17 protein-coding genes are annotated in these 18,425 nt (G+C 70.8%); 5 read left to right on the forward strand and 12 right to left on the reverse strand.

What is annotated here, in order from left to right:
* Positions 1-111: 111 nt before the first annotated feature.
* Entirely contained in the window at positions 112-492 is a 381-nt protein-coding gene (locus IF06_RS0124925; protein WP_013287637.1) for an Rv2175c family DNA-binding protein, read from the reverse strand.
* A 142-nt stretch (positions 493-634) separates the two neighbouring features.
* Here IF06_RS0124925 and pknB point away from each other — a divergent pair, with 142 nt between their 5' ends.
* Complete coding sequence (pknB, locus tag IF06_RS0124930) at positions 635-2,620, forward strand: Stk1 family PASTA domain-containing Ser/Thr kinase (RefSeq protein WP_013287638.1); 1,986 nt, start codon at positions 635-637, stop codon at positions 2,618-2,620.
* Entirely contained in the window at positions 2,617-3,486 is an 870-nt protein-coding gene (locus IF06_RS0124935) for a deoxyribonuclease IV (RefSeq protein ID WP_030273905.1), read from the forward strand. Before pknB ends, IF06_RS0124935 begins: the two co-directional genes overlap by 4 nt.
* A 53-nt stretch (positions 3,487-3,539) precedes the next feature.
* Here IF06_RS0124935 and IF06_RS0124940 read toward each other — a convergent pair whose 3' ends face one another.
* The 4 genes from IF06_RS0124940 to IF06_RS0124955 form a co-directional block, all read right to left on the reverse strand.
* Positions 3,540-4,559 carry a threonine aldolase family protein gene (locus IF06_RS0124940; RefSeq protein WP_030273907.1) on the reverse strand — a complete coding sequence of 340 codons (1,020 nt, stop codon included), beginning with the start codon at positions 4,557-4,559 and terminating at the stop codon, positions 3,540-3,542.
* A gap of 86 nt (positions 4,560-4,645) precedes the next feature.
* The gene (locus tag IF06_RS0124945) at positions 4,646-6,052 is read right to left on the reverse strand and encodes a class II 3-deoxy-7-phosphoheptulonate synthase (RefSeq protein WP_013475760.1); all 1,407 of its coding nucleotides are present in this window, start codon (positions 6,050-6,052) and stop codon (positions 4,646-4,648) included.
* A gap of 57 nt (positions 6,053-6,109) precedes the next feature.
* The gene (locus IF06_RS0124950) at positions 6,110-6,640 is read right to left on the reverse strand and encodes a hypothetical protein (RefSeq protein ID WP_030273909.1); all 531 of its coding nucleotides are present in this window, start codon (positions 6,638-6,640) and stop codon (positions 6,110-6,112) included.
* Positions 6,641-6,813: 173 nt separating this feature from the next.
* Complete coding sequence (locus tag IF06_RS0124955) at positions 6,814-8,448, reverse strand: glycosyl hydrolase family 18 protein (RefSeq protein ID WP_013287643.1); 1,635 nt, start codon at positions 8,446-8,448, stop codon at positions 6,814-6,816.
* A gap of 143 nt (positions 8,449-8,591) precedes the next feature.
* On the opposite strand from IF06_RS0124955, the gene IF06_RS0124960 reads away from it, so the two are divergent.
* Positions 8,592-9,080, forward strand: a complete 489-nt coding sequence (locus IF06_RS0124960) for a glutathione peroxidase (RefSeq protein WP_013287644.1) — start codon at positions 8,592-8,594, stop codon at positions 9,078-9,080.
* A 74-nt stretch (positions 9,081-9,154) separates the two neighbouring features.
* On the opposite strand, the gene IF06_RS0124965 is transcribed toward IF06_RS0124960, so the two are convergent.
* Positions 9,155-9,958: an SGNH/GDSL hydrolase family protein gene (locus IF06_RS0124965; protein ID WP_013287645.1), complete on the reverse strand. Its 804-nt coding sequence runs from the start codon at positions 9,956-9,958 to the stop codon at positions 9,155-9,157.
* A gap of 194 nt (positions 9,959-10,152) precedes the next feature.
* Positions 10,153-10,503, reverse strand: a complete 351-nt coding sequence (locus tag IF06_RS0124970) for a DUF2203 domain-containing protein (protein ID WP_036311517.1) — start codon at positions 10,501-10,503, stop codon at positions 10,153-10,155.
* A gap of 215 nt (positions 10,504-10,718) precedes the next feature.
* Between IF06_RS0124970 and IF06_RS0124975 the strand changes: the two genes are divergently transcribed.
* Together IF06_RS0124975 and IF06_RS0124980 are read left to right on the forward strand one after the other, a co-directional pair.
* Positions 10,719-12,407 (forward strand): metallophosphoesterase family protein, encoded by a 1,689-nt coding sequence (locus IF06_RS0124975; RefSeq protein ID WP_030273914.1) that lies wholly within the window; start codon positions 10,719-10,721, stop codon positions 12,405-12,407.
* On the forward strand, positions 12,404-13,330 hold the full coding sequence (locus IF06_RS0124980) for an HAD family hydrolase (protein WP_013287648.1): 927 nt from the start codon (positions 12,404-12,406) through the stop codon (positions 13,328-13,330). Before IF06_RS0124975 ends, IF06_RS0124980 begins: the two co-directional genes overlap by 4 nt.
* On the opposite strand, the gene IF06_RS0124985 is transcribed toward IF06_RS0124980, so the two are convergent.
* The 5 genes from IF06_RS0124985 to ureG all read right to left on the reverse strand — a co-directional run bounded on the left by IF06_RS0124985 (position 13,288) and on the right by ureG (position 18,404).
* A complete protein-coding gene (locus IF06_RS0124985; RefSeq protein ID WP_013287649.1) occupies positions 13,288-13,908 on the reverse strand; it encodes an SLATT domain-containing protein in 621 nt (206 codons plus the stop codon). The genes IF06_RS0124980 and IF06_RS0124985 overlap by 43 nt on opposite strands.
* A gap of 245 nt (positions 13,909-14,153) precedes the next feature.
* Positions 14,154-15,794, reverse strand: a complete 1,641-nt coding sequence (locus IF06_RS0124990) for an ammonium transporter (RefSeq protein WP_030273916.1) — start codon at positions 15,792-15,794, stop codon at positions 14,154-14,156.
* Between the two features lie 13 nt (positions 15,795-15,807).
* Positions 15,808-16,842 (reverse strand): urea transporter, encoded by a 1,035-nt coding sequence (yut, locus tag IF06_RS0124995; RefSeq protein WP_030273918.1) that lies wholly within the window; start codon positions 16,840-16,842, stop codon positions 15,808-15,810.
* A gap of 18 nt (positions 16,843-16,860) precedes the next feature.
* Positions 16,861-17,778, reverse strand: coding sequence for an urease accessory protein UreD (locus IF06_RS0125000; protein WP_013475751.1), 918 nt, complete (start codon positions 17,776-17,778; stop codon positions 16,861-16,863).
* Positions 17,775-18,404: an urease accessory protein UreG gene (gene ureG, locus IF06_RS0125005; RefSeq protein ID WP_013287653.1), complete on the reverse strand. Its 630-nt coding sequence runs from the start codon at positions 18,402-18,404 to the stop codon at positions 17,775-17,777. Before ureG ends, IF06_RS0125000 begins: the two co-directional genes overlap by 4 nt.
* Positions 18,405-18,425: the final 21 nt, after the last annotated feature.

Here is an 18,425-nt window from a genome sequence, read left to right on the forward strand (position 1 = left end):
CACCCCCACACCCGCCCCCGAAGCGGTCGATCATGAAGTTGGCGGCACTTTCGGAGATCGACTCCGCCGCCAACTTCATGATCAACGAGAACGGTGAGGCGGTCCTCGGGGTTAGAAGGCGACTGCCTGGGCTCGGCGTTTCACCTCTCGGGCCAGGTCGCCGCCGAGGGCTACGGCGGGGGTGCCGGGAAGAGTGGGGTCCTCCCGGTAGAGCCAGCGCAGCGCCTCCTCGTCGTCGTAACCGGCGTCGGCGAGCAGGTTGAGCACTCCGGGCAGGTGCTTGAGCACGGTGCGGTTGGCCACCAGGTCGGCCGGGATCCGGCGGACGCCGTCGCGGCGCACCGCGATCAGCTCACGGTCGCGGATCATCTGGTGCACCTTGCTGATCGACAGGTCCAGGCGCTCGGCCACGTCGGGCAGCGTCAGCCATCCGGCCGGGTCGGCCGGTCCGGCCAGCTCGGGGCCGGTCTCGGCGGGTACGGAATCGGTCACCCGACCACCCTGCCACGTGCCCGCCGGACCCGGTGCACGGCACCCCGCACCGCCGCCGGGAGCGCGGCGGTCCCCCCTTGTCGCAACCCGGCGGTAGCATCCTGTTCTACCTTCATCCCTCCGACACATAGACTGCCTGCCGATGGACACACAGGTCGCCGACACGTTGCTGGGCTCGCTGATCGAGGGGCGCTACCGCATTCGCGGGCGCGTCGCCCGTGGCGGCATGGCGACCGTGTACACCGCCACCGACGAGCGCCTGGAGCGCACCGTGGCGGTCAAGATCATTCACCCGACCCAGGCGCCGCAGGCCAAGGCCCGGATGGCCGGCTTCGTCGAACGCTTCACCGACGAGGCGAAGACGATCGCCCGGCTCACCCACCCGAACGTGGTGGCGGTCTACGACCAGGGCATCCACGCCGGCCTGCCGTACCTGGTGATGGAGTACGTCCGCGGCCGCACGCTGCGCGACGTGCTCGCCGAGCGCCGCCGGCTGAACCCGGACGAGGCGCTCGCGATCACCGAGCAGATGCTCGCCGCGCTCGCCGCCGCGCACCGGGCCGGCCTGGTGCACCGCGACGTCAAGCCGGAGAACGTGCTCGTCGCCGAGGTGCCCACCGGCGGGAGCCGCAACCTCGTCGACAGCGTGGTCAAGGTGGCCGACTTCGGGCTGGCCCGGGCCGTCGAGGCCAGCGCCGAGGACGAGAACGGCAACCAGCTCATGGCGACGGTGGCGTACGTGGCGCCGGAGCTGGTCACCCAGGGCCACGCGGACCCGCGCACCGACGTCTACTCGGCCGGCATCGTGCTGTTCGAGATGCTCACCGGCCGGGTGCCCTACGACGGCGACCGTCCGGTGGAGGTCGCGTGGCAGCACGTCGACCGGGACGTACCGGCGCCGTCGACGCTGGTGCCGACGCTGCCGCCGGCTCTCGACGCGCTCGTCGCCCGGGCCACCCGGCGCGATCCGGCCGGACGGCCGGCCGACGCCGCGGCGCTGCTGAGCGAGGTGCAGGCGGCCCGCGAGGAGCTGGGCAACCCGCACGCGCACACCACTGTGCTGCGGCAGCTCAGCGACGACACGGCGGTCCTGAGCCAGCCGACCCAGGTGGTGGCCGCGCTCCAGCCGGTCGAGCGCCCGGCGTGGGCACGGCTGCCCGAGAGCGGCGCCGCGCAGCGCCCGCACCGGCGCCGCGCCGTCGAGGAGGACGGCCCGGGGACCGGGTTCGCCGCCCTGCGTACCCGGATCATGGGCTCGCCGCGCGGACGGCTGGCCGTCGCCGCGGCGGTCGTGGTGCTCGGCCTGGTCGCCGCGGTGGGTGGCTGGTGGTTCGGCGTGGGCCGCTACACGGTGGCGCCGCAGATGGTCAGCCTGACCAAGGCCGACGCGGAGGCGCAGGCCCAGCGCGGCGGCTTCACGCTGAAGTACGCCACTCCGCGCCACGACGAGAACGTCCCCAAGGACACGGTGCTCGGGCAGTCTCCCGGCTCGGCCGCGCGGATCGTCAAGGGCGGCACGATCACGCTGACCCTGTCGCTCGGTCCGGAGCGGCTGCCGGTGCCGGACGTGGTGGGCAAGGACTACGCGCTGGCCCAGGCCGAGCTGGAGGGCGCCAACCTGGTTGTGGCCAAGGGCTCCTCCCGGTACGACGACACGCTGCCCGCGGGTGTGGTGCTGGCCACCGACCCGAAGGTGGGCACAGTGGTCAAGCCCGGGGCGAAGGTGACGGTGATCCTCAGCAAGGGTCGCGCGCCGGTGACGGTGCCCAACCTGGTCGGCAAGAGCCTCACCGAGGCGCGCACCATCCTCGCGCAGCTCGGGCTGAAGCCGGTGGAGAACGTCAAGGACTCCGACAAGCCGAAGGACGAGATCCTCGGCCAGAGTCCGGCCGACGGCACCGGCGTGGAGAAGGGCGCCCAGGTCAAGCTGGAGATCAGCAAGGGCCCGCCGCAAGTGGCCGTCCCCCGGGTGGTCGACATGCCCTGCCAGCAGGCCAAGCAGACGCTGGAGAGCCAGGGCTTCCCGGTCAACGTCCAGCTCAACCCGAACGGCATCGTCCGGATCCAGAACCCGGTCGAGAACACGCCGGTGCCGCCGGGTACGACGATCACTGTGACGTGCCTGTGAGCGGATGTGACGGACGCCGGCGGGTGGGGTCGCACACCCCCACCTCCGGCGGTCTGGCCCGGGCGGCCCTGCCGTACGCGGACGCGGCCGAGTCCGAGGTGGTGCAGGTCTACGTCTCGAACTCGCGCGGCTGGGCGCTGCCGTCCGGCGACCCGGCGCAGGACGCGTTGTTCCGCGACGGGTGCGGCGAGCGCGGGCTGCCCGTGTTCATCCACGCCTCGCTGCTGGTCAACCTCGGCTCCCCCACCCCGGCGACTGTGACCCGGTCGGCGGAGACGCTGGCGCACGCGCTGCGGCGGGGCCGGGCGATCGGTGCCGAGGGCGTGGTGTTCCACGCCGGCAGCGCTGTCGACGCCGGTCACGCCGAGGTGGCCCTGCGGCAGGTCCGCTCGGCGCTGCTCCCGCTGCTCGACGAGATCGCCGCCACCGGCGGGCCGATGCTGCTGGTCGAGCCGAGCGCCGGGGGCGGCCGGTCACTGGCGTCCCGGGTCGAGCACCTCGGCCCCTACCTGGACGCGGTCGACCGGCACCCGATGCTCGGGGTCTGCTTCGACACCTGTCACGCCTGGGCGGCCGGTCACGACCTGGCCGCCGAGGGTGGCATGACCGCCACGCTCGACACGTTGGTCGCCACGGTGGGCGCGGACCGGCTGCGACTGGTGCACGCGAACGACTCGAAGGACCTGTGCGGCTCCACCCGGGACCGGCACGAGAACATCGGCAAGGGCACCATCGGCGAGCCGGCGTTCGCCGAGCTGATGCGCCACCCGGCGACCGCCGGGGTGCCCGTGCTGGTGGAGACCCCCACGGAGAAGCACATCGGCCACGCCGCCGACATCGCCACCCTGAAGCGCCTCCACCCCTGACGGGTCCGCCCGCCCCCCTCGCGGGGAGCGCGGGGCGCAGTGGGGCCCGCGGGTCAGGCGCGCAGGGCGGTGTTCAGGATGGTGGCGGTGCGGTCGATCTGCGCGTCGGTGACGTCCAGGTGGGTGACCAGCCGGGCGGTACGCGGGCCGAGCACCGAGATCAGCAACCCCTCCGCCCGCGCGGCAGTCGCCAGCGCGTGCGCGTCCAACGGGTGCTTGGTCAGGTCCAGCGGCACGATGTTGGTCCGCACCACCGACGCGAGCACGCCGTGCGGGGCGACCGCCTCGGCCAGCCGGGCCGCCTTCACGTGGTCGTCGGCGAGCCGCTCGACGTGGTGCGCCAGCGCGTACCGGCCGGCGGCGGCGAGGATGCCGACCTGCCGCATGCCGCCGCCCATCCGCTTGCGCAGGAACCGCGCCCGGGCGATCTTCTCGGCACTGCCCACCACAAGCGAGCCGACCGGCGCGCCGAGGCCCTTGGAGAGGCACACCGAGAGCGTGTCGAACAGCACGCCGTACTCGGCCAGCGGCACCCCGTCGGCCACGTGCGCGTGCCAGATCCGCGCGCCGTCGCAGTGCAGGGCCACCCCGTGCTCGTCGGCGACCTCACGCATCCGGCGCAGCGTCGGCAGCGGGATCACCCCACCGCCGCCCCGGTTGTGGGTCTGCTCCACGGCGATCGCGCGCGTGGGCACCGCGAAGTAGCCGTCCGGCCGGATCATCCCGGCGACCACGTCGGGGTCCAGCTCCGCGCCCACCGCGGGCCAGGTCCGCGAGGAGATCCCGCCGTACGCGGCGGCGGCGCCGACCTCGTACGTGACGACGTGCGCGTCGGCGTCGCAGAGCAGCTCGTCGCCGGGTGGTACGTGCAGCTGGAGCGCGATCTGGTTGGCCATCGAGCCGCTCGGGGCGAACAGCGCCGCCTCGTGGCCGAACAGCGCGGCCACCTCGGCCTCCAGCGCGGTGACCGTCGGGTCCTCGCCGTAGACGTCGTCGCCCACCTCGGCGGCGGCCATCGCCTCCCGCATCCCCGGCGTCGGCCGGGTCACGGTGTCCGTCCGCAGATCGATCAGTTCGGGGCTCGCAAGCTCACTCCTCGCGTCAGCCACTGTGCCTCCTCCGGCTGCCGACTGCGGGGCTCGCAAGCTCACTCCTCGCGTCAGCCACGGAGCATCTCCGCCACCAGGAACGCCAACTCCAGCGACTGCTGGGTGTTCAGCCGGGGGTCGCAGGCGGTCTCGTACCGGTCGGGCAGGTCGAGATCCTCGATGCCCTGGGCACCGCCGAGGCACTCGGTGACGTCCTCGCCGGTCAGCTCGACGTGCAGGCCGCCCGGGTGGGTGTCCAGGCCCCGGTGCACCTCGAAGTAGCCGAGCACCTCGTCGACGATCCGGTCGAAGTGCCGGGTCTTGTAGCCGTTCGAGGACTCGTGCGTGTTGCCGTGCATCGGGTCGCACTGCCAGACGACCTTCGCCCCGGCGGCGGTGACCTTGGCGACGATCGGCGGCAGCGCGTCCCGGACCCGGTGGTTGCCCATCCGGCTGATCAGCGTGAGCCGGCCGGGGATGTTGTCCGGGTTGAGCTTCTCGCAGAGCTCGATCGCCTCGTCCGGGGTGGTCGTCGGGCCGAGCTTGACGCCGATCGGGTTGGCGATGCGGGAGATGAAGTCGATGTGCGCCCCGTCGATCTGCCGGGTCCGCTCACCGATCCAGAGGAAGTGCCCGGACAGCCCGTACGCCTTGCCGTTGGAGATCCGGGTCAGCGCCCTGTCGTACTCCAGCGCCAGCGCCTCGTGCGAGCAGTGCAGCGTGACGGTGCGCAGCGCCTCGTCGTCGGTCATGCCGCAGGCGCGGATGAAGGCCAGCGCCCGGTCGATCTCGCGGGCGATCGCGTCGTAGCGCTCGCCGGCCGGGGACCGCCGGACGAAGTCCTTGTTCCAGTCGTGCACGGCGTGCAGGTCGGCCAGCCCACCGGCCAGGTACGCCCGGAGCATGTTCATCGCGGCGGCCGAGTTCGCGTACGCCCGGATCATGCGCTGCGGGTCGGCGACCCGCGCCTCCGGCGTGGCCTCCAGGGAATTGATCATGTCGCCGCGGTAGGCCGGCAGGCCCCGGGCGTCGGTCGGCAGCGACCGGGGCTTGGTGTACTGGCCGGCGACCCGGGCGACCTTGACCACCGGCAGCGACGCGCCGTAGGTGAGCACGATGGCCATCTGGAGCAGCGTGCGGGCGTTGGCGAGCAGGTGACTCTCGGTGTTGTCGGCGAAGGTCTCCGCGCAGTCACCGCCCTGGAGCAGGAACGCCTTGCCCTCGCAGACCAGCGCGAGCCGCTGCCGCAACTGGTCGACCTCGTAGGGCGCGACCACCGAGGGCACCGTGTCCAGCACCCGGCAGACCTCGGCGACCTGGGCCGGGTCGTCCCAGGGTGGGGTCTGCGCGCGCGGCAGCTCCCGCCATCGGTCGAGGCCGAGGGCCGCGTCCTCGGCGGAGTCGGCGGTCGGGCGGCTGGTCTGCAGACCAGGGCTGCCCACGGCGGGGTGACTCAGCTGATGCCACTCATGGCGCATGAAGGAAAGCGTACGGCGACCGTCGCGATCACTCACCGCCGAGGGGGATGGTTCCGGTCACTGGGAGGACACCGGCGAGGGCGCCATCGCCGGCGGCGGCGGCCCCGCCGGGTCGGCGGTCGGCTCGACCGCGCGCTCGCCGGGCGCCTCGCCGGAGATGCACCAGTCCGCGCCGTTGCGGGTGACGGTGAACAGCAGCGACCGGGCGGCCTTGCGCGAGCCGGCGGCAACAGTGATCGAGGCGCTGACCTCCTGGCCGTTCGGGCCGGAGCGGACCTCGGTGATCGTCGCCTCGGGCACCGTGAAGTGGTCGGCGAAGTCGCCGTTCGGGCCGGTGGCGGCGGAGTCGAAGGCGGCGTGCATGGGCGCGCAGAGCTGGCTGCGGCCGGCGGCGGCGTCGCGGGCGGTCAGCGCGTCCAGGTACGCCTGCACGCGTTCCCGGCTCTTGGCCGCCGCCTCCTCGGCCGGCGCCTTCCCGCTGGGCGGGGTGTCGCCGCTCTGGCCGCCCGAGCCGCAGGCGGCCAGGGCCGCCGGCAGGAGCGCGAGGAGCGCGAGCCCGGTGAACCGGCCCCGGTGGCTGCGACCCATCTGTCCTCCCGTCGCGTGGACTCGTCGAGCGGCGAGTGTGCCACATCCGGCCAGATCGGTCGGATGACTCCCCATCCTGATCCGGATCGGCGCGCTCGGCCAGGACGGCACGCGGGCGGGGAGGGGCCGGTGCGGCCCCTCCCCGCCGGGTGGGTGGTGCGTCGGCCCTCGGCTCAGCCGAGACCGCCCTTGATGGCGCCGATCAGCTCACCGTTGCTGGTGTCACCGGAGAGCTCCCAGAAGAACGCGCCACCGAGGCCCTGGCTGTTGGCGTAGCTCATCTTCCCGCCGATGGTCGACGGGGTGTCGTAGCTCCACCAGTTGCTGCCGCACTTGGCGTACGCCGTGCCGCCGACGGTGCCGGTGGCCGGGCAGCTGTTCTTGAGCACCTTGTAGTCCTCGATGCCGGCCTCGTAGGTGCCCGGGGCCGCGCCGGTGGCGCTGCCGCCGGGTGCGGCCTGGGTCACACCGGTCCAGCCGCGTCCGTAGAACCCGACGCCGAGCAGCAGCTTGCTGGACGGTACGCCCTTGGACTTGAGCTTCTGGATCGCCGCGTCCGACCAGAAGCCCTGCTGCGGGATGCCCGCGTAGGAGTAGAGCGGCGAGTGCGGCGCGGTCGGCCCCTGGGCGTTGAAGGCGCCGAAGTAGTCGTACGTCATCGGCATCAGCCAGTTGAGGTTGTTCGCGGCGCCGGCGTAGTCGGTGGCGTCGATCTTGCCGCCGTTGCTGCCGTCGGCGGTGATCGCCGCGGTGACCAGGAAGCTGGAGCCGAACTTGCTCCGCAGCGCCGAGATCACGTTCTTGAACGCGTTCGGGCCGCTGCTGTCGCACTGGAGGCCGCAGGCGTTCGGGTACTCCCAGTCGATGTCGATGCCGTCGAAGACGTCCGCCCAGCGCGGGTCCTTGACCAGGGAGTAGCAGGAGTCGGCGAACGCGGCCGGGTTCTGCGCGGCCTGGGTGAAGCCGCCGGACCAGGTCCAGCCGCCGAAGGACCAGAGCACCTTCAGGTTCGGGTACATCTTCTTCAGCTTGCGCAGCTGGTTGAAGCTGCCGCGCAGCGGCTGGTCCCAGGTGTCGGCGACGCCGTCGACGCTGTCCGCCGCGGTGTACGCCTTCTCGTAGTCGGCGTAGCTGTCCCCGATGCTGCACCGGCCGCCGGTGGTGTTGCCGAAGGCGTACAGGATGTGGGTCAGCTTCGCCGCCGAGCCGCTCGTGTGGATGTTCTTGACGTGGTAGTTGCGGGCGTAGACGCCCCACTCGGCGAAGTAGCCGACGATCTTCTTGCCGCCGGGCGGCGGCGTGGTCGGCGGCTGCGTGGTCGGCGGGGTGGTCGTCGGCGGCGTGGTGGTGGGTGGCGTGGTGGTCGGCGGCGCCGTGGTCGGCGCGGTGGTCGTCGGCGTGCCGCCGCCGGTGCAGGAGCCGCCGTTGATCGTGCAGCTCACCGGTGCCTTGTACGCGCCGGTGCCGTTGTAGCCCCAGCTGAAGCTGGCGCCGGGGGCGAGCGTCGACGCCCAGCTCTTGTTGACCGCCACGTAGCGGTCACCGCTGCGGGTGATGTCGGCGTCCCAGGAGCTGCTGATCGAGGTGCCGGAGGGCAGCGTGAACTCGATGCGCCAGCCGTTGAGGGTGGAGCTGGTGCCGTTGGTGACTGTCACCCGTCCCTCGTGGCCGGTCCCCCAGTCCTGCACCTTGGCGAACGTGGCGGTGACGCTGCCGGCGGCCGACGCGGTGGTCATGGGCACCGCGGCGACCGCGAGCGCGACCACGGCGCCGGTGGCCCACAGGGCCCGGCGGAGCGATCTCTTCATACGGCGTCCCTCCAATAGTTAGGAAACTTTCCAAATTGATTGCTGAGACGCTACTCACGCCGTCACCACTTCGTCAAGATGTAGATGCATCGATTTCACGGGTGACGCGGGACGGTGGGCGCGAGGGGTCGTAGCCTCGTCCCATGACCGTTTTCGACGTCCAGATCGACGCCCTCACCGGCGGCCCGGCCGACCTCGGCCGCTACCGCGGCCGCGCCCTGCTCGTGGTCAATGTGGCCTCCCGCTGCGGCCTCACCCCGCAGTACGCGGGCCTTCAGGAACTCGCCGACACGTACGCCGGACGCGGGCTGACGGTGCTCGGGGTGCCGTGCAACCAGTTCGCCGGCCAGGAGCCGGGCAGCGCCGCCGAGATCGAGGAGTTCTGCCAGGTCAACTACGGCGTGACGTTCCCGCTGACGGAAAAGGTCGACGTCAACGGGCCGGACCGGCACCCGCTCTACGCGGAGCTGGTGTCCACGCCGGACGCCGAGGGGCACACCGGCGACGTGCGCTGGAACTTCGAGAAGTTCCTCGTCGCGCCGGACGGCACGGTGGCCGCCCGGTTCGGCCCGCAGGTCACACCCGAGGATCCCGAGCTGCGCGCGGCGATCGAGAAGGTCCTGCCGGCCTGACCGGCGCACCCGCCGCCGGGCACGGCGAAGCGGCACGCCCCCCCGGGGGAGGCGTGCCGCTGCCGCGGATCGGGTCAGCCGGCGGCGGCCCGGAACACCGGGTAGTAGCCGCCGGACTGCCCGGCGGCCGTCGGGTGGTACGACTTGCTCAGGCTCAGCACGTTGAGCGCGTGCAGCCACTTCGTCCCGTAGCTGCACAGCTGGTGGCCGACGAAGATGGAGCGGACGTCGGCGAAGGTGAAGCCGGCCGAGACGGCGGCCGTGCGGGTGATGTCGTCGAGCAGGTTGATGCCCTCGTTGATCTTCGCCCGGGACGTCGCGCTGAGCCCGACGCAGGGAGTGCCGAGCTGGTAGAAGACCGGGTAGCCGACCACCACGACGCGGGCCGAGGGCGAGCGGCTCTTGATGCCGTTGTAGACGTTGGCGAGCCGGCCCGGCATCGAGGTACGGGCCACGTTCATGGCGGACTGCACGGCCGCCACGCACTGGGTCTCCCCCTGGAGCACGCAGGTGCTCATGATGTTGGCGAAGCCGACGTCGTTGCCGCCCACAGTGACGCTGACCAGCGTGGTGGTCGAGGAGAGCGCGGAGAGCTGGCTGTTGATGACGTCCGCCGTGGTGGCGCCGGAGCAGGCGACCGAACGGTACGACGCGGGCTTGATGTTGGTGTTGTAGAGCGCCGGGTAGGCGTTCGTGCTGCGTAGACAGTTACCGCTCTCGGAGGTGTAGCTGTCGGCGCCGACGCCGGAGGCGTACGAGTCGCCGAGCGCGACGTAGCGGTCGGACGGGGCCGCCTGGGCGGGGGCGGCCAGAGACAGAGTGACCCCGACCGAGGCGGCCAGAGTCAGGGCGAGGGTGGCAAGACGGGATCTCCGCACGTCGCACTCCTGGAGGCGTGAAGTGGTGGTGAGAGATAGATATCAATAAGATCACACCGCATGGAAGATCACCGATTTGCGGCCGGGCGCGCATAGCGACTTACGCCTACAAATCGTTGCCGGTTTCGCGGAGCGGGCTGAAGGATTCCGCCAGTGGGGGCAGATCGACGCAGATCAGGCGCGGACGGGTCGACTCAGACCGGACGACGGCCGGCGAAACCGCACTCGACCCGGTGATACCACCGGATGTCGGTGTCGCCCTCCAGCCAGCACCAGAGCACCGCCCGGCCGTCGCGCTCACCGGGGAAGTCGAGCAGCACCGGGGCGATCCCCTTGACCGCGATCTCATGCTGGTGGAACTCGTCCACCACCGCGTGCAGCCGCGCCTCCAGCGCCTTCACCTCGGCGAGCCCGCCGAGCGCGCTGACGCCGTGGTCGGCCAGGTCGACCCGCAACTCGGCCAGGTCGGCCCGCAGCCGGATCAGCTCGTCAACGCGCGGCCGCAACGTGGCCACCAGGTGACGCGCCTGGGCGAGAGTGAACACCGGGCCAGTATGCGGCACGACCGTCCAGAGGGAAGCTTCCACACGGCACACGCCGCACCTCGATGCACGTCGTCAAACGCCGGGGCCTGGGCGTCACCGCCGCAAGCCGGCGCCGGGTATCGGGCATGGTCGCGCTCGGGTATACAGATGGTTCCTCCCGGATCGGCCATCGGCTTGCCCGGACGCCCCTCGCCCGTCGTCGGAGGCTCACTGGCATGAGCGATCGTTCGCCCAGCTCCAGCACCCCGGACCCGCGGTACCTGTTCCGGTACCGGGACCTGGTCGCCGACACCCTGCCCGAGCATCGCGCCGTCCTGCAGGAGCGTGGTTGGTGCTGGTGGGGCTGGTGGAAACGACCCAACGAACCCGGCCGGCTGGAGGTGTGGAAGGCGCTCGAACGCGAGACGCTGGAGGGACGTCGGGTGCCGATCGGGCTGTTCCACTCCGGGACGGGCCTCGTTCATCCCGCCATCGTCGAACGCGTGATCCTGCCGCAGCCGGACGAACTCGGGGCCTTCACCTCGCTCAGTCCGCCCGACGCCGAACGGGACGGCGTTCCACCCTATTATCGGGCGAGTCGGCACAGCCGGGGCTGGCTACGGCTGGTGGCCCTGGCCGAGGAGCCGATGGAATTCTTCGGGAGGTTCTCCTTCGCCTCCGCACCGCCGTTGCCCCATCATCCACGGAGCCAACTGGAGCGGCTGGTGGGTAAGCGGATCCTGGACGCTGACGAGCTGCGCGCGATGGACACCACCATCTGGGAGATCCGGCCGGCCCAGCCGGCTGACTCCAGCGAGCGGTTCCTGACAGCGTCGCCACGCCAGGACGGCGCGCTGTCTCCCGAGCCGATCGCCTGCCCGGGGCCGTGGCTGCTGCACCTCACCGATCCGCACTATGCGGCGGGGCGGTTTCGGTCGGAGCATCAGTGGCGGCTGGAGACCGAGGACGGCGCTACCCGCCCGACCATGGTCGACGCGATCTCCGATGCCCTGGCTCGTGACCAGCGGTCGGTCGGAGCGGTCCTCGTCACAGGCGATCTCACCTATGTCGCCCACCGCGACGAGTTCGCGGCGGCGCGGGCTGGCCTCTTCAAGCTCACCAATGGGCTGCTCGGGCTGGGCATGGAGCACCTCGTCGTCATACCCGGCAATCACGACATCGCCTGGACCCGCGGTGACTCGTACGAATATGGAGCACCGGTCGAGGTGGCTCCGGCGGCGGCAACGGCCAACTACCGGGAGTTCTTTCGAGCGCTCTACGGATACCCGGCCTCGCCCCACCTCTCGATGGCTCGCCGTTTCATCTTCCCTGGCGGCAACCTTGTCGACATCGCCGCGGTCAACTCCAGCTCACTGGAACAGGGGCAGTCGTTCCTGGCGGGCATGGGCCGGGTGCAGGAGTCCGCGTACCGCGAGGTGACCAGCGCGCTCGCCTGGTCGAACCCTGGATCAGCCCTGCGCGTGCTCGCGCTGCATCATCATCTCGCGCTGACCGAGGACCTCGAATCGCCCGACGAGTACGCGACCGGTTTCGGGATCGCCATCGACGCACCCAGGATCCAGCGCCTGGCCGCCCGTGACGGGGTGCACCTCGCGGTGCACGGGCACAAACACCGCGCGTTCGTCTGGCGTACCGAGGCGTACCATCTCCCCGAATACAGCAACGAACGCTGGGACCTGGGACGCTTCAACATCGTCGGTGGTGGGAGCAGCGGCTCGAGATCGTCAGACGGGCGGCGTAACTTCTTCAACCTGATCCGGATGGCGGGTCCCGTCGTGGAGTTGGAAATGTACCGGAGTCAACAGCAGGGCTCATTCGAGCGCTTCATGACCTGGCGGGCCCCGCTGGTAACCGGGGCAGACGGCCGACTCGAGATTGCTCCCTGGAAGGTCGTTTCCCCATGACCACCAGGCGCCAGGTCGTGCACGCCCTCATCCTCGACATGGACAACACGCTGTACGACTGGGTGGCGTACTTTGTGCCCGCAGTGCGGGCGATGGTGGCCGTGGCCGCCGAGATCCTCGACGTGTCCGAGGACGAGTTGCGGAGCGACCTCCAGGCCGTGCACCGCAACCACGGCAATACCGAGCACCCCTTCGCGCTGCTCGAGACCTCGGCCGTCGAGCGACGCCTGCCCGGGATGAGCCAACGAGCACGACACGAGCACCTGCTTCCGGCCTTCGCCGCCTTCAACGAGGTCCGGCGACGCCACCTCCACCTCTACCCGGACGTGGAAAGCACGCTCCAGACTATCAAGGCCACAGGTTGTCACGTTGTGGGGCACACCGAGGCCAAGGACGTGAACATCAGCAGTCGAGCGAGGTCGCTCGGGTTGGACGCGATGTTGGAGGCGATCTACGCGCCCCGGTTCGTCGGGCCGCCTCACCCTTTGGGCGCCGATCGACGGTCTGTTCCGGCCGCAATCGAGGTTCGGGTACTGCCACCGACGGCACGCAAGCCCAATCCGGAGATCGCCCGTCAGATCGCCGAGCAGCTGGGCGTTCCAGCCGCCCACTGTCTGTACGTGGGCGACAGCTTGAGCAAGGACGTGGCAATGGCCAAGCGAGCGGGGATGCTCGCCGCCTGGGCCCGCTACGGCACCCACCACGATTCCGACCTCTGGCGCGGCTTGGTCGCGCTGTCCCATTGGGATCCCGCGGCCGTCACCGCAGCAGAAGCCAAGAGCGATGATCCGCCGCAATACGAGCCGGACGTAACGCTTGACGCATTTCACGAGTTACGCGAGCACTACACATTCCGTGCAGCATCGCAACCGAGGCGGCCTCAAGTGATATCGGCCTGCTTGCCGTCAGGGCCGGCCGATTGACCCGCTCCGACAGAGGGGTGACCCGTTGCGGGCGACCATCCGTTCCGCCGGTTCAGGTCGCCGATGTTGCTCCGGAACTCACTCAGCCACTCGCCGGTCTCCGCCTCGACCAACTCGGCCGTCCGCAGCACGAGCACGCGGATCAGTTCCTCGCGCCGCCGTAGCACCGCTTCCTCAGTGGCTGAGGTGCGCAGTTCCGTGGTCACCCAGTCCAGCCGGAACTCGGTGAGCGCCCGCTGAAGCGCCTGCGCGGTAGCGATGTCGCGCATCCAGGCCGAGGACAGGCCGAAGAAGTGATCGAAGGCCAGACAGCCACCGGCCATGGCGAGCAGGACATATCCCCAGCTGGCGCCGCTCCCAGCGCTCGCCGCGCTAACCAGGGGTACGACTCCGCCGGCGATCCCCAGCAGGATGGCGCAGCCGCGCAGCAGGCGGGAAATCGTGCGGCGCACCGCCTTGTCGCGCAGGTACCAGGCAACCGCGTCCTCGGCCTGCCCCTCCGCCCACCCACGCAAGCGATCCAGGACGGCCTCAGGCGGTTGGTCCGCCGCCAAGACGGGGAATGGGCGGATGATCATGTCCCGCCGCGGGACTCGACGGCTTGACCTGTCGAGTCGGCCATTGCTCGTTAGCACGAGCCGTCCGATCCCAGCGCACGGCGAGGGCCGTATCCGGGTGGCGGGTCGAGGTTCGGCAGATGCTGTCGCCCCATACGCACAGCCTGCGTCATCGCGTTCCAACACTCAAGGATCAGACGTCTCGATGTGCTTGCCGAGTGAGGGGACGGGTTACCAGACTCGAATCGATGGCAGGCACCCGCCTGTCAGGGTTGGACGCGTTCCGCCTCCTGCACGAAGGTATCGCTCCGCCGGGCCCCCATCCGGTCCAGTTCGTCCAGCACCGCACCCACCCCGTCCGCACCCACCAGCACTGTGACGCGCAGCCGGGCCGACAACGGCTGGTCCTGCCAGTAGCCGCGCGGCAGCAGGCTCGCCTGTGGCGTCGTCGTCGCCACGGCGGCGTCGCTGACGATGACCGAGATCGCGCCCGCGCGCAGCAGCGCGTCGCGCAGGTCGGCGCTGTTCGCGGCCGGGTCCGGTTCCAGCAGCGCGGTGACCACCCGTACCCGCTGACCGGGTGGCACGGACGCTTCGCCGGCCGGCGCCGCCGCGCTACGGCGCCGGGGCGCGCCCGGCGCGGTCAGGCTGGTCACGCCACCAAGGTGGTACGCGTCGGCGCCCTGCTGCGCCTGGTCCAGGCGTTCCTGATCGGCCGGCGGCACACGCAGGCCGATGAGCGCCTGCACCCCGGCGGCGATCAGCCAGGTCAGGACGAACGAGAACGCGACCACGCTCACCACGCCGACGAGCTGGCGCCACAGCAGGCCGCCTCCGCCGCCGAGGAACAGCCCGTCGGCGCCGAGCGGGTTGACCCCGCGGTTGCCGAACAGGCCGAGCAGGAGCGTGCCGAGCATGCCGCCGACGAAGTGCACGGCGAGCACGTCGAGCGCGTCGTCGAGGCGTAGCAGGTACTTCAGCTTCAGCGCGAAGTGGCAGACCAGGCCGGCCAGCGCGCCGATCGCGACGGCCGAGGCCGCGTTGACGTACCCGGCGGTCGGGGTGACCGTCGCCAGGCCCGCCACCGCGCCGGAGACCGCGCCCACGACGGTGCTGTGTCCGTCGGTGACGCGTTCCAGCGCCAGCCAGACGAGCATCGCCGCGGCGGCGGCGAGGTGCGTGTTGAGGACGGCCTGGGCGGCGAGGCCGTTGGCCTGGAGGCCGTCGCCGCCGTTGAAGCCGAACCAGCCGAACCAGAGGACGCCGGCGCCGACGATGGTCAGCGGGATCGAGTTCGGCGGCGCGGCGGTGTGCGGCCAGTCCCGGCGTCGGCCGACGACGAGCAGGACGGCGAGGACGGCGGCGCCGGCGCTGGCGTGCACGACCAGCCCGCCGGCCCAGTCCTGGGTGCCGAACTTCGCCAGCCACCCGCCGGGGTGCCAGATCCAGTGCGCGATCGGCGCGTAGACCACTATCGACCAGACCGCGAGGAACAGCACCCAGCCGCCGAAGCGCAGCCGGCCCGCGGTGGCGCCGGTGACGAGCGCGGGTGTGATCACCGCGAACATCATCTGGAACAGCACGAACGCCAGCGTCGGGATGGTGATCCGGCCGTCGACCACGTGCAGGTTGGGTGCGGGCGGCACCTTCAGGTCGGTGAGCCCGAACAGTTCCAGGTTGCCGAACAGCCCGCTGCCGGCGTCGTCGCCGAAGGCGATCGTGTAGCCGACGAGCACCCAGGTCAGGCTGACCACGCCGAGCGCGATCATGTTCTGTTGCAGCATCGCCAGCACGTTGCGGGTTCGGACCATGCCGCCGTAGAACGCGGCGAGCCCCGGCGTCATGAACAGGACGAGGCCGGCGCAGACGAGCACCCAGGCGGTGTCACCCGCGTTCGGAGCGGACACGGTTTCCCTCCTTCTATCGCAGGTTGACGGAGTCGCGGACGGTGTGCAGCACGGTGTCCTTCACCCGCTCGTGGTTCGGTACCGGCGCGAAGTGCCGGTCCGGCAGCAGCAACAGCCAGGTGGCGATGTTGAACGGCCCGGTCAGCACCGGGATGCCGAGCGGCGTGAGCATGGTGGTCAGCGCCATCTGCACGAACAGCGTCAGCGCGATGCCGAACAGCGTGTAGACGGTCACCAGCGCGCCGGGGCGGTTCGCGACAGCGCCCACCACGATCGCGGTCAGCACCGCGTTGAAGGCGAACAGCCCCTTGTCCAGGGACGCGCCGTCGGCGCCGAACCAGAGCGCCAGCAGTGTCGCGCCGACGGCGCCGATCACCGCGAACAGCGCCGACCACCGGGAGTTGATCAGCAGGGCGACGAGGATGAGCAGGCCGGTGACCCAGCTCTCGATCAGGTAGACCTGGGACACGCCCTTGAAGAAGACCGGGATGAGGCCCCAGTCGAACGTGCCGCCGGTCAGCGATCCCTCACCGGGGAACTTCGGCGTCAGCTTGGTGAGCACTGTGAACCTGTCGAACTGGTACGCCGCCATCAGCAGGAACCAGGTCGTGAGCACGAACGGGAACGTGTAGGCGGTCAGGTTCCAGCGTTTGAAGACGGCGTTGAGGGCGAGCGTGACCACCACCGTGCCGATCGCGCCGAGCACGAGGTAGAGCCACATCAGCGGGCGCTGGTCGAGGAACGTGGGCACCGCGAGCCCGGTCAGCAGCGGGCTGAAGCCGAACAGGCCCTTGCGCCAGCTCGACATGTCGACCCGCAGCGCCAGCGCGGTCGCGGTGCCCACGACCAGGCCGAGCACGCCGCCGCCGAACACGCGGGGCGTCCCGTTCTCGAACGCGCCCCAGGCGAGCGCGATCAGGATGAGCAGGCCGCTGAGCGGGTTGTTCTGGAGCACCACCTGCGCGGCGCCGCGCAGGCCGGCGTCGACGAACCGGACCAGCGGGTTCCGGTCGGCCAGGTGGCGCCAGCCTCGTCCGATGTCGGCCATGTCGCTGCCCTCCTCGCCTCAACGCCAGCTGAAGACCGGCGGGAAGGTGCAGCCGGTCACCTCTTCGCGGGCGGCAGTGCAGAACGCGCGTACCGCGGCGCGGACCGGTTCGGTCTCCTGACCGAGCACCTTGAACACCAGGCCGGCGTCGTTCGGCAGCCGGCTGACCGCGGTGGCCAGCGGTGTCTGCTCGTCCCACACCGGCGTCGCGGTCCGTTCGAAGACCCGGGCCGCCCGGTCCGGGTCGGTGAGCAGCACGACGTTGCCGAAGACGTGGAAGCGGTCCATCATCCCGATCCGCGACACCGGGAACCGGCCGGGCGTGATGACGAACTTCTCGACGAACAGCGGCCGCCCGTCGGGCCGCTGCGCCCGCAGGGTGGTGGAGAACAGGTCGTACGCGAAGATCTCGCCGTCGCGGTAGTACTTGCGGCCGGGCTGGAGCACCTCGGCGTACAGCATGGTGGCGGTCTCCGGCAGCCGGACCACGGTGTCGGAGACGAACCGGCTGCGCCGGAACGGGATCACCGGCTCGGGCAGGAACTCCAGGTAGGCGTCGTCGGCCAGGGTGAAGCTCTGGGCCTGGGTGCCGTAGTTGGCGTCCATCTCCTGGATCTTGGTGGCGGCCTGGGTGACCAGGTGCGCCTGCGCGCCCGGCCCCAGGTCGACGTCCATCCGCAGCCGGTCGCCCTGGAGCACGCCGCCGGAGGTGGTGAGGATCATGACGCAGGGCAGGCCCGGCATCTCCTCGTCCCAGTACAGCGCGCGCTGCACCAGCAGCGGGGACTGCCGGAAGACGTCGCGCATGATGGTCCGGTCCTCGCGCCGTTCGAACCCCAGCCGGAGGATGCCCACCTTGCCGTTCGCGGCGGCCGGCAGCTGCGCCGGCTGATCCTGGTACGGCGCGAGTTCCCGGACGGAGTCCAGAGTGGTCATGCGAGGACTTCGGCGTCGAAGAGCGCGTTGCGGCGGACCAGGTCCACCAGGTCGTCGATGCCTTCGCCGGTCTTGCAGTTGGTGAAGACGAACGGCTTGCCGCCGCGCATCAGCTCGGCGTCGCGGGCCATCACGTCCAGGTCGGCGTCGACGTACGGGGCCAGGTCGGTCTTGTTGATCACGAGGATGTCGGACTTGGAGATACCGGGGCCGTTCTTGCGCGGGATCTTGTCGCCGGCCGCCACGTCGATCACGTAGATGAAGTAGTCGACCAGCGCGGGGCTGAAGGTGAGCGTGAGGTTGTCGCCGCCGCTCTCGATGAGCACGACGTCGCTGTCCGGGAACCGCGCCTCCATGTCCTCGACCGCGGCGAGGTTCATGCTGGGGTCCTCGCGAACAGCGGTGTGCGGGCAGGCGCCGGTCTCCACGCCGACGATGCGTTCCTCCACCAGCACGCCGGTCAGGGCGCGGCGGACGTGCTTGGCGTCCTCGGTGGTGACCACGTCGTTGGTGATGACCAGGATGCGCAGGCCCTGCTCGACCAGGCGGGGCACGACGGCCTCGATGATGGCCGTCTTGCCGCTGCCCACCGGGCCGCCGACGCCGATCCGACTCGCTGATTTCATTTCCGAAAGCCCTTCAGGTGG

The sequence above is a fragment of the Micromonospora globosa genome (assembly GCF_000717585.1).
Lineage (GTDB): Bacteria > Actinomycetota > Actinomycetes > Mycobacteriales > Micromonosporaceae > Micromonospora > Micromonospora aurantiaca.

Bases quoted from the DNA above. Each gene is read 5' to 3' on its own strand.
- pknB (WP_013287638.1), top strand. From the start codon at position 635: ATGGACACACAGGTCGCCGACACGTTGCTGGGCTCGCTGATCGAGGGG.
- IF06_RS0124945 (WP_013475760.1), bottom strand. From the start codon at position 6,052: ATGCGCCATGAGTGGCATCAGCTGAGTCACCCCGCCGTGGGCAGCCCT.
- IF06_RS0124950 (WP_030273909.1), bottom strand. From the start codon at position 6,640: ATGGGTCGCAGCCACCGGGGCCGGTTCACCGGGCTCGCGCTCCTCGCG.
- IF06_RS0124955 (WP_013287643.1), bottom strand. From the start codon at position 8,448: ATGAAGAGATCGCTCCGCCGGGCCCTGTGGGCCACCGGCGCCGTGGTC.
- IF06_RS0124960 (WP_013287644.1), top strand. From the start codon at position 8,592: ATGACCGTTTTCGACGTCCAGATCGACGCCCTCACCGGCGGCCCGGCC.
- IF06_RS0124975 (WP_030273914.1), top strand. From the start codon at position 10,719: ATGAGCGATCGTTCGCCCAGCTCCAGCACCCCGGACCCGCGGTACCTG.
- IF06_RS0124980 (WP_013287648.1), top strand. From the start codon at position 12,404: ATGACCACCAGGCGCCAGGTCGTGCACGCCCTCATCCTCGACATGGAC.
- IF06_RS0124985 (WP_013287649.1), bottom strand. From the start codon at position 13,908: ATGATCATCCGCCCATTCCCCGTCTTGGCGGCGGACCAACCGCCTGAG.
- yut (WP_030273918.1), bottom strand. From the start codon at position 16,842: ATGGCCGACATCGGACGAGGCTGGCGCCACCTGGCCGACCGGAACCCG.
- IF06_RS0125000 (WP_013475751.1), bottom strand. From the start codon at position 17,778: ATGACCACTCTGGACTCCGTCCGGGAACTCGCGCCGTACCAGGATCAG.
- ureG (WP_013287653.1), bottom strand. From the start codon at position 18,404: ATGAAATCAGCGAGTCGGATCGGCGTCGGCGGCCCGGTGGGCAGCGGC.